The 9,262-nt window shown below is 70.2% G+C and carries 11 protein-coding genes; 5 read left to right on the top strand and 6 right to left on the bottom strand.

Annotated features, from left to right (window positions below):
- From GC203_RS01875 to GC203_RS01860, 4 genes are all read left to right on the top strand, one after another.
- The coding region (locus GC203_RS01875) for an acyl-CoA dehydrogenase family protein (RefSeq protein ID WP_293450759.1) at nucleotides 1-1,024 on the top strand (1,024 nt) is incomplete at its 5' end.
- Between the two features lie 203 nt (nucleotides 1,025-1,227).
- Nucleotides 1,228-2,325, top strand: a complete 1,098-nt coding sequence (locus GC203_RS01870) for an acyl-CoA dehydrogenase family protein (RefSeq protein WP_293450757.1) — start codon at nucleotides 1,228-1,230, stop codon at nucleotides 2,323-2,325.
- Between the two features lie 181 nt (nucleotides 2,326-2,506).
- Nucleotides 2,507-3,025, top strand: coding sequence for a DUF4844 domain-containing protein (locus tag GC203_RS01865; RefSeq protein ID WP_293450755.1), 519 nt, complete (start codon nucleotides 2,507-2,509; stop codon nucleotides 3,023-3,025).
- 116 nt (nucleotides 3,026-3,141) lie between these two features.
- Entirely contained in the window at nucleotides 3,142-3,771 is a 630-nt protein-coding gene (locus tag GC203_RS01860; protein WP_293450753.1) for a hypothetical protein, read from the top strand.
- A gap of 193 nt (nucleotides 3,772-3,964) precedes the next feature.
- On the opposite strand, the gene GC203_RS01855 is transcribed toward GC203_RS01860, so the two are convergent.
- From GC203_RS01855 to GC203_RS01845, 3 genes are all read right to left on the bottom strand, one after another.
- Nucleotides 3,965-4,924, bottom strand: a complete 960-nt coding sequence (locus GC203_RS01855) for a Coq4 family protein (RefSeq protein ID WP_293450751.1) — start codon at nucleotides 4,922-4,924, stop codon at nucleotides 3,965-3,967.
- Between the two features lie 186 nt (nucleotides 4,925-5,110).
- Nucleotides 5,111-5,836, bottom strand: a complete 726-nt coding sequence (locus GC203_RS01850) for an SDR family oxidoreductase (protein WP_293450749.1) — start codon at nucleotides 5,834-5,836, stop codon at nucleotides 5,111-5,113.
- Nucleotides 5,837-6,088: 252 nt separating this feature from the next.
- On the bottom strand, nucleotides 6,089-6,793 hold the full coding sequence (locus GC203_RS01845) for a nitroreductase (RefSeq protein ID WP_293450747.1): 705 nt from the start codon (nucleotides 6,791-6,793) through the stop codon (nucleotides 6,089-6,091).
- Nucleotides 6,794-6,891: 98 nt separating this feature from the next.
- Between GC203_RS01845 and GC203_RS01840 the strand changes: the two genes are divergently transcribed.
- Complete coding sequence (locus GC203_RS01840) at nucleotides 6,892-7,689, top strand: enoyl-CoA hydratase/isomerase family protein (protein WP_293450745.1); 798 nt, start codon at nucleotides 6,892-6,894, stop codon at nucleotides 7,687-7,689.
- A gap of 4 nt (nucleotides 7,690-7,693) precedes the next feature.
- On the opposite strand, the gene GC203_RS01835 is transcribed toward GC203_RS01840, so the two are convergent.
- The 3 genes from GC203_RS01835 to GC203_RS01825 all read right to left on the bottom strand — a co-directional run bounded on the left by GC203_RS01835 (nucleotide 7,694) and on the right by GC203_RS01825 (nucleotide 9,211).
- Nucleotides 7,694-8,347 carry a PEPxxWA-CTERM sorting domain-containing protein gene (locus GC203_RS01835; protein WP_293450743.1) on the bottom strand — a complete coding sequence of 218 codons (654 nt, stop codon included), beginning with the start codon at nucleotides 8,345-8,347 and terminating at the stop codon, nucleotides 7,694-7,696.
- Between the two features lie 139 nt (nucleotides 8,348-8,486).
- On the bottom strand, nucleotides 8,487-8,765 hold the full coding sequence (locus GC203_RS01830; protein ID WP_293450741.1) for a DUF2277 domain-containing protein: 279 nt from the start codon (nucleotides 8,763-8,765) through the stop codon (nucleotides 8,487-8,489).
- Nucleotides 8,766-8,806: 41 nt separating this feature from the next.
- Nucleotides 8,807-9,211 carry a hypothetical protein gene (locus tag GC203_RS01825; protein ID WP_293450739.1) on the bottom strand — a complete coding sequence of 135 codons (405 nt, stop codon included), beginning with the start codon at nucleotides 9,209-9,211 and terminating at the stop codon, nucleotides 8,807-8,809.
- Nucleotides 9,212-9,262: the final 51 nt, after the last annotated feature.

Raw genomic sequence — 9,262 nt, 5'->3', positions numbered from 1 at the left:
GCCCACCTGGCCCAAGCAGTACGGCGGCGGCGGGCTCTCCGGCGCCGAGGCGCGGGTGATCCAGGGCGAGTTCGCCCGGGCCGGCGCCTACAACCCGATCGGCGGCATGGGCGTGATGATGTTCGGCCCGACGCTGCTGGAGTACGGCACCGAGGCCCAGAAGCAGGAGCACATCCCGCCGATCTGCCGCGGCGACCTGCAATGGTGCCAGGGCTTCTCCGAGCCGGGCGCCGGCTCCGACCTGGCCGCCCTGTCGACGCGCGCCGAGGACAAGGGCGACCACTTCATCATCAATGGTTCGAAAATCTGGACGAGCGGCGCGCAATACGCCGACTGGATCTTCTGCCTGGTGCGGACCGACACGTCGAAGAAGCACGAGGGGATCAGCTTCGTGCTGTTCCCGATGCACCAGCCGGGCGTCGAGGTACGGCCGATCCTGCTGATCAACGGCCAGTCGCCCTTCTGCGAGACCTTCTTCACCGACGCCCGCGCCGAGAAGAAGGACCTGGTCGGCCCGCTGAACGGCGGCTGGACCATCGCCAAGCGCCTGCTCCAGCACGAACGCAGCGGCATCTCCGGCATGGGCGGCGGCGGCGGCATGATGGGCCCCTCGCTGGCCGACCTGGCCAAGAAGTACGTCGGCGTCGACGAGCAGGGCCGCATCGACGACCAGGACCTGCGCAACCGGATCATCCGCAACGCCATGGAGACCAAGGTCTTCCAGCAGACCGCGTTCCGGGTGATGGCCGAGGCCAAGGGCAATTCCGGCCCCTCGGCCGCCACCTCGATCATGAAGAACGCCGGCACCTGGATCGCCCAGGACCGCCACGAGCTGACGCTGGAGATCATGGGCCACCAGGGCCTGGGCTGGGAGGGCGACGAGTTCGACCGCTCCGAGCTCGAGACCGTCCGCGCCTGGCTCTACGGCAAGGCCTTCACGATCTTCGGCGGCTCCCAGGAGGTGCAGTCCAACATCGTCAGCAAGCGCATCCTGGGCTTGCCTGACCTTACGCAAGCGAAGTGATGAATTCGACCCAACGGCTCAACACCTTCCGTCATGGCCGGGCCTGTCCCGGCCATCCATGAACGCCGGCGCCGCGGATTAGCCTGGACCGGCGGCGTTCATGGGTCCCCCGGACAAGCCGGGGGATGACGAAGGTGGGAGCGATTTGAAACCCGCGCCGTCCGCTGGGCCGCGCGACGAGGATTGAGAGAGGAAAAACCGATATGGCCGTTCTGACCGAAGAACAGAGCATGCTGCGCGACGCGGCCAAGAGCTGGGTGCAGGAAAAGTCCCCCGTCACCGCCTTCCGCAAGATGCGCGATAGCGGGGTGGACATCGGCTACGACGCCGCCGCCTGGAACGAGATGGCCGAGATGGGCTGGGCCGGCGTGATCATCCCCGAGGAATACGGCGGATCGAACTTCGGCTACCTGTCCCTCGGCCTCGTGCTGGAGGAACTGGGCCGCACGCTCACCGCCAGCCCGCTGATCGCCTCGGGCCTGACCGCCGCCTCGGCCCTGATCCTGGGCGGGAACGACGCCCAGAAGAGCGAGTGGCTGCCCAAGTTGGCCGACGGGTCGGCCGTGGCCACCCTGGCCGTCGACGAGGGCCCGCACCACAAGCCCGAGAAGGTCGACGCCACCGTTTCCGGCGGCAAGCTGAACGGGACCAAGACCTTCGTGCTGGAAGGCCTGGCGGCCAACCTGCTGATCGTCTCGGCCAAGGACGGCGGCAAGGTCGAGCTCTATCTGGTGAAGGCCGACGCCCCCGGCGTGACGCGCACCAAACTGAACCTCGCCGACAGCCGGGGCGCCGCCAACGTCACCTTCAAGGACGTGGCCGTCTCCGACGCCGACAAGCTCTCGGGCGGCGCCGAGCTGCTGGAGAAGGTGCTCGACCGCGCCCGCGCCGGCATCGCCGCCGAGATGCTGGGCGCCGCCGTCCAGGCCTTCGAGGTCACCCTCGACTACCTGAAGACCCGCGTGCAGTTCGGCCAGGTGATCGGCAGCTTCCAGGCCCTGCAGCACCGCGCGGCCAAGATGTTCACCGACCTCGAACTCTCCCGCTCGGCGGTGGAGGCGGCGCTGGCGGCCATCGACGCCGACAGCCCCGACGTGCCGGAGCTGGTCAGCCTGGCCAAGGCCAAGATGGGCGACACCTTCCACCTCGTCTCCAACGAGATGGTCCAGATGCACGGCGGCATCGGCATGACCGACGCCCACGACGCCGGCTTCTACCTCAAGCGCGCCCGGGCCTGCGAAGCCGCCTTCGGCAACCAGGCCTACCACCGGGATCGGTACGCGAAGATCCAGGGGTACTAAGGGGCGCCGCCCTGCCTCCCCCGTTTACGGGGGAGGGGGACCATCGGCCGAAGAGCCGATGGTGGAGGGGGCGAGCCACAAGCCGAGACTTCGGAGCCCCGTCGGCGAGAGCCGGCGGGGTTTTCGCTGGCGCAGCCACGGTCGACTCGCGAGTGGGTGTCAGCAAGGTTAACCTATCAGCATGCTCAAGCTCCTCCTGGTTGTCTTGGTTCTAGGCCTTGGCGTTGCTGGTTGGCTCGGGTTTGCCCATTGGCGCGCCTTACCCCGAGCATCGACAGAGGTGGCGGAACTGACGCCGCAGAAGCGCGTGATGCTTGAGCGTTTGAGGGCGGAGAAGAAGTTCCAGCCACACGACTACCCGCCGCTGGGGTACACGGGCGCGGAGTCTGAAGAGGACCGGATCAAGGCCACAGCGGCAGTCAACAACGTGATCGACAACCTGCTCGCCTTGCCGGACGGACCGATCCAGGCGCGGGTCGTCTCCAGAGATATCGGGCGAGGAATGAAGAAGGTCGGCTGGCTTGCGACCGAAGATCGGGACCGCACGGGCGATTACATGATCGAGGTCTGGTACATCTTGGGCTTTAGGGGCGCTACCGGCCGTTTCGCCCATGGCTCCTGGTACAAGAAGCCCGAAGGTTATGGTGAACCCCTTCCTCCGGGCTGGTCGGCGCCTGACAAGCCACGGCCCATCGGCTGAACGGTCCATTATACCCCCCGCCGCCTGTGGTGGGGAGGTAAGACTGAGAACAATATAAGAACATTTGTCAAGCCCCACGTCCGCTCCTGACGCACCCGCCCGCTAGCCTCGCGGGCATGACCGACTGGCGTTTCCAGACCTCCCGCCACTGGCCGATCCCGCCGATGGACAAGGCGTCCGGCCACAAGGACACCGCCTTCACCTGGGCCATGGGCCGGCTGATCCTGAAGCGGATCGGCGAGGGCCACACGATGAAGGCGATCGTCGCCGATCCGCGGATGCCCGCCTATTGCACGGTCTATCGCTGGATGAAGATGGTCCCGGAGTTCGGGGCGGCGGTGGCGCGCGAGCGGCTGGCCCTGGCCGAGACCAAGCAGGCGGTGCGCGCGGCCCATCGGCGGCCGAAGCGGGGCGGGCAGCCCAGCACCTACGACCCCGTCTGGGCCGACCAGGTGCTGATCGCGGTGGAGGACGGCGCGGCGCTCAGCGAGGTGCTGGGCCGGCCCGGCATGCCCACCGCCAAGGCCTGGTACCGCTGGCTGCGCAGGCACGACGACCTGGCCTGGGCCTACGCCGAGGCCTGCCGCCGGCGCGGCGTGGGCCTGGACTGCGCCCGCGACGAGGTGATCGACAATGTCCGGGGCACGGGCATCCCGGCGGCGAACAAGGCGCTGCGCGCGATCGAGGCCCGGCGCGGGCGGATCACGCCCCGGCTCTATCGGCCCCGGGAGGAGACCGGGTGGTGAGGCGCATGGCGGTGGGGGGACGAGCGGAGGGCCTGGTTCCGGGGTCGAAAATCCGTGCGTCATGGCCCGGCTTGTCCGGGCCACCCATGAACGCCGTGCGCGAAGGCCTGGGCGCGGCGGCCGGATTGCGGAACGTCCGTGTCCATGGGTCGCCCGGACAAGCCGGGCGATGACGAGGGAGTAGCCGCCCCCCTCAGTCCCGGTCGCGTTCGGCGGCGGCCTGGGCGGCGGCGGCGGAGAGGGGGGAGGGGAAGGGCTTCACGCCCAGCTTCTCGCGCACCGCCTCCAGCGGCAGGTCCCACATCGTGCTCCACGGCACGTCGAGCAGCAGCGGCGTCTCGCGCCCGTGCCGCCAGCCGCGGAACACGCTCTCCAGCACGATCTGCAGCCCCGGCGGCCGGTCGAAGGCCACGGTGGTCATGGTCAGGCCCAGCAGCAGGGTCGCGTAGTGGTGCCCGAACTGGCCCGCCTGGAAGGCCGCCAGCGCCAGCTCGTCGAGCTGGGCCGCGCCATAGCCGGCCACCACCGCCCAGACCAGGTGGCACTCCAGGGTGCGGGCGTTCAGGTAGTCCAGCGGCGGGGGCATGGCCTCCAGGCCGAGGTCCGCCGGGGTGACCAGCCGGCCCAGCTCGCCGCGGACCGTGGCCTCGCGGCACACCGCGCCGCCCAGGGTGCTGGGCGGATAGACGGAAAGGGCCTTCGGGTCGAAGGAGTCACGCCGGCCGGTGCTTGCGGCTTCCGTCACGCCCGGGCGCCGCTTTGCGGCTTCGGCGACCCGGGCCTCGAGCTGGGGGTCGAGTAGGCCCGCCAACCGCATGGTCTCTATTGTGAAGCTGGTTCGTCGTCGCGCCTCGATGGGCTGTTCCAGCAGGGTCCAGAAGGCCTGCCAGAACGCGTCGGGCGGCTCGACGCCGCGCGTGTTGCGGGTGCCCAGGGCATAGGGCTCGCCGGTGAGCCAGCCGCGGGCGGCGTTGTCGTAGACGTCGACGAGGCGGATGGGCGCGCAGACCGCGACGTGCAGCAGCTTGGCCGCCAGGGCGCGCAGGCCCAGGCCGGTCACCTCCACGCGCAGGCCCGCGGCCAGCGCGCCCGCGTCGCCGCGGCCGCTGACCGTCATGCCCTCGAACGCCGACCGTACCGCAGTTTCGATCATGCGGCGTCGCGTCGTCCGATCGGCCGAGAGGCTGTTCCCCGCCGCGTTTCCAGAGCCCCGATCCCTTTTGTTTTCGTTTTCGCCACCCGCCGTGGCGACACCCCCCGGTGCGGGAACCAGAGGTATCCGATCCGGCGATTCCCCAACAGGAACCGTGAGTTGCAGGATTCCCCGATCTGGGTAGTGCTAGCCGCCCAGCGCCAGTCCCCCTTCGGCGTAGAGCACCTGGCCGGTCGTGAAGCCCGCCTTCATGGCGTAGAGATAGGCCTGCGCCGCCTCGGCCGGCTCGCCGATGCGGGGGATGAGCTGGCCCGCGGCCAGCCCCGCCAGCCGCGCCTCCCGCTGGGCCGCGGGGATCGAGTCCCACACGCCGGTGAGGATGTAGCCGGGGCACACGCAGTTCACCCGCAGGGGCGCCAGCTCGACGGCGAGGCCCCGGGTCAGGAACTCGATGGCGCCGGCCATGGCGGTGGAGGCGGCCGAACCCCTGGCCGGCTTGTGGGCGATCATGCCGCCGGTGAGGGTGAGCGAGCCGCCGGGCGACAGGGCCGCCGCCCCGTGCTTGGCCACCGTCAGCGCGCCCCAGAACCGCACCTTGAAGATCGCGGCCTGGCCGGCGATGTCCATGTCGGCCAGCGCGGCGCGGCGCGGGCCGCCCCAGTCGCCGGCGGTGGTGACGATGTGGTCGAAGCCGCGCCCGGCGAAGAAGGCCTGGACGGCCGGCTCGTCGGTGATGTCGAGGGCGGCGGCCTGGACGTCGCCGCCCAGCTTCGCGGCCGCCTCGGCCAACCGCTCGGCGTTGGTGGAGGCGATGGTCACGGCCGCGCCCTCGGCCGCCGCCCCCTCGGCCACCGCGAACCCGATCCCGGACCCGCCCCCGATCACCAGCACCTGCTTGCCGTCGAGCCCCATCGCGCGTTCTCCCTCAGATTTTGCGCAAGTATGCGGCCGCCCGGGCGAGGTCGCTACCTCCCCCGCGGTACGCGGCGGGAGGGGGACCGCTCGCCGCAGAGCGAGCGGTGGAGGGGGCGAGCGGCCGTCCACAAGGGAACGATTGGCGGTTGAAGCGCCGCGCTCGGGGCCTGCCCCCTCCACCATCGGCTCTTCGGCCTGCGGCCTCGGCCGACGGTCCCCCTCCCGCCATCGCTGCCGCGATGGGGGAGGTCAGTCGTCGAAGCCGAGGAAAGTCGCCGCCTCGTCGACGCTCTTGCGGTTGGAGACCACGGCGTTGGCGGGGAAGCTGTCGTCGGGCCAGCCCAGGGCGATGGCCTTCATGATCACCTGGTCGTCGGGGATGTTGGCGTGCTCGCGCACCACGGGCGACTGCATGATGCCCTGGCTGTTGATCACCGCGCCCAGGCCACGGCTCCAGGCGGCGTTGACCAGGGCGTTGGTGACCGCGCCGCAGTCGAAGGGGGTGTCGTCGCTGCCGTCCAGCACCCGGTCGTAGGTGATGATCACGCAGACCGGGGCGTCGAACTGGCGGAAGCCGCGCAGCACCCAGTCCTGGCGGCCCTCCTTGTCCTCGCGGGCGATGCCCATGGCGCCGAACAGCTGCTTGGCCACCTCGACCTGCCGCTCGCGGTGCGGGCCGGCGAAGGGCTGGCCGATGCGGAACTCGCGCGAATGCGGCACGCCGGCCAGGTTGCGCTCGGTGTTGCCGGCGCGGATGCGGTCGAGCGGCTCGCCGGTGATGACGTGGAAGTTCCAGGGCTGGGTGTTCATCGAGGACGGCGCGCGCATGGCCACCTCGAGGATCTCGCGGATCAGGGCCTTGGGGACGGGGTCGGGCTTGTAGCCGCGGATGCTGCGGCGGCCCTTGACCACCTCGTCGTACTGCATGGTCGAACCTTCGGAAGCTGGCGTCACCCGGTTCTAGCCGAGGTTCGCCGTGACGCTAGGTGAGGCTTCGCGGGCGGGCCTCGCGCCCTTATGCTCACCCCAACGAACGAAGGGGAACCGCCGCCATGGCCGCAGTCGTCAGCATCAAGGATCGCGGCCACGTCCGCACCATCACGCTCAACCGCCCGGAGAAGAAGAACGCGCTCAGCCAGGAGCTGGCCTGGGGCGTGATCGAGGCGGTCGACGCCGCGGCCGCCGACGACAACGTCTGGGTGGTGGCGATCACCGGTTCGGGCGACGCCTTCTGCGCCGGCCTCGACCTTTCCCCCGACGCCAAGCCCTACACGCCGCAGACGGCCATGACCGCCCAGCTCGACGACATCGGCTGGGTGGGCAATTTCCTGCTGGCGATCCGCAAGCGCTGCGACAAGCCGGTGGTGGGCGGGGTCAACGGCGTGGCCGTGGGCGCGGGCCTGGGTCTGGCCATGTCGTGCGACGTGCGGCTGGTGGCCAAGAGCGCGCGGCTGATGGCCGGCTACACCCGCATCGGCGGTTCGCCCGACGCGGGCCTCACCATCACCCTTCCCCAGGCCATGGGCTACGAACAGGCCATGCGCTTCATGATGGAGAACCGCACGGTGCTGGGCGAGGAGGCCGTGGCCCTGGGCATGGCCGGCGAGGTGGCCGACGACGCGGCCTTCGCGGGCCGCCTGGAGGAATACTGCGACCAGCTCTGCGCCTGGTCGCCGATCACCCTGCGCCTGCTCAAGCGCGGCATGGTCAGCGCCACGGCCGGGACCTCGATGGAGGACCAGCTGCGCCTGGAGGTGAACAACATCCGCAAGGCCTTCGGCAGCCAGGACGGCCAGGAAGCCCGCCGCGCGTTCCTCGAGAAGCGCGCGCCGGTGTTCCAGGGGCGGTAGGCGGTCAGGCCGCCAGGCTGCGCCGTCCCCGCAAGGCGCAGCCGAGGCCGCCGAAGCCCAGCAGCATCAGGGCCCAGGTCGCGGGTTCGGGGACCGCCGTCTCGACATAGATGCGGAAGCCGTAGTCGACATCCGGATAGCTGTACTCGACGCCGCCGACCTGGGCGAACCCATCGCCGCCGGCATAGGTCAGCGCCGTGTTGTCGAACTGAATGAGCCAGCCGATGGCCGGCGCGGTAGCGCCGACATCAGGCGTCAGCAGGATCCGATAGGCCTGCCCCGCCGTCACTTGGAGGGACGGATCCGTCACATCCATCCGCAACGCCTGGGACCAGTCGTTGAGGTAGGGGTCCGCGACGTCGGTGAAGTTGAAATGACTGGAGTACAGCGTCACACCCGGTGTCTGCTCGAGCGAAATGCTGAATCCTTCGCCGGTCACATCGTACTGGGTCCCGAAGATCGCCAGGTCGACCCGCGTCAGGCGGCCGGTCAATCCCGCCGTGAAAGTCTGGCCGTAGGCGAACCCATCGGAGATCGCGTAACCCGCTGAGGCGGTCGGAATCGGCCCCGCCTCCGGAATGTCGGCCTGGTCGAGCTGGGCCGCCGCGTGGGCCGACGTCGCGATCAGGGCGCACGCGATGACGGCGCCGGCAAGCATTCTGGACACTGTGAACTCCCCCACCTGCGCGCCAGGTGGGCGCGCTGATAGGTTGCGTTCCATGCCGGCTCGCCAGCGGTCAATCCCGCTCGCGCCGCGGGCGTGTCATCGTCGCTTTCCGCGTGTGCTCGGGCCGCGCCTACGCCGGCACCCGCCCGAACCGCTCGGCCGATCGCGCCTTGGCCTTTTCGGCCTCGACCTCGCGGTCGCGCGGCGGAGCCTGGGTCTCCAGCCCGTCCAGCAGGCGGCGGCCGGCGGCGAACACCTCTTCGACCGCGGCGTCGAACGCGGCGCGGTTGGCCTTCGACGGGCTGTTGAAGCCCGAGAGCTTACGCACGAACTGCAGCGCGGCGGCCCGCACCTCCTCGTCGGTGGCGGGCGGCTCGAAATTGAACAGCGTCTTGATGTTGCGGCACATGGCGGGGCCTCCGTCGACGGCGGCCGCCAGCCTACCGGGGCCTACGCCTCGTCGGAAGTCGCTTCGGGGAAGGCCAGGTAGCCGCGCTCGACCATCCGGCGCAGGGCCTCGTAGGCCTCGCTCAGCTCCTCGAAGGCCGCGCGCTGGAAGGCCAGCTCGTCGATCTGCTGGCGCGTCGGCGGGTGCGCCGGGTCGGAGGCCGCCAGCGCCGTGGCGACCCAGCGGGCGCGGGCCACGGCGGCAGCCAGGCCCAGCCGCTCGAACATCACCACGTCGGCCGCGCCGATCGCCTGGCCCAGCACCCGGCGGTTGGCCGAGTAGGCCGTGTAGTCGATCTTCTCCAGCAGCCCCCGCAGGTGCCGCTGGGCCTTGTGGTCGATGGACTCGTCGGGCTCGAAATGCTCGCCCGAGGTCCGTCTGACGGAGTTGGTTCGGCTGATCGACATGGCGCTCCCTCCCTGGGATCACGCGATGCCGACGACCCTAGCGCCACAAGG

This window comes from Phenylobacterium sp. (assembly GCF_016124325.1).
In the GTDB taxonomy this organism is placed as follows: Bacteria; Pseudomonadota; Alphaproteobacteria; order Caulobacterales; family Caulobacteraceae; genus Phenylobacterium.
This window is presented reverse-complemented; position numbering and strand designations above follow the sequence as displayed.

Excerpts from the sequence above, each read along its gene's own strand:
- GC203_RS01870 (WP_293450757.1), top strand. The coding sequence starts at position 1,228 with ATGGCCGTTCTGACCGAAGAACAGAGCATGCTGCGCGACGCGGCCAAG.
- GC203_RS01865 (WP_293450755.1), top strand. The coding sequence starts at position 2,507 with ATGCTCAAGCTCCTCCTGGTTGTCTTGGTTCTAGGCCTTGGCGTTGCT.
- GC203_RS01860 (WP_293450753.1), top strand. The coding sequence starts at position 3,142 with ATGACCGACTGGCGTTTCCAGACCTCCCGCCACTGGCCGATCCCGCCG.
- GC203_RS01855 (WP_293450751.1), bottom strand. The coding sequence starts at position 4,924 with ATGATCGAAACTGCGGTACGGTCGGCGTTCGAGGGCATGACGGTCAGC.
- GC203_RS01850 (WP_293450749.1), bottom strand. The coding sequence starts at position 5,836 with ATGGGGCTCGACGGCAAGCAGGTGCTGGTGATCGGGGGCGGGTCCGGG.
- GC203_RS01840 (WP_293450745.1), top strand. The coding sequence starts at position 6,892 with ATGGCCGCAGTCGTCAGCATCAAGGATCGCGGCCACGTCCGCACCATC.
- GC203_RS01835 (WP_293450743.1), bottom strand. The coding sequence starts at position 8,347 with ATGCTTGCCGGCGCCGTCATCGCGTGCGCCCTGATCGCGACGTCGGCC.
- GC203_RS01830 (WP_293450741.1), bottom strand. The coding sequence starts at position 8,765 with ATGTGCCGCAACATCAAGACGCTGTTCAATTTCGAGCCGCCCGCCACC.
- GC203_RS01825 (WP_293450739.1), bottom strand. The coding sequence starts at position 9,211 with ATGTCGATCAGCCGAACCAACTCCGTCAGACGGACCTCGGGCGAGCAT.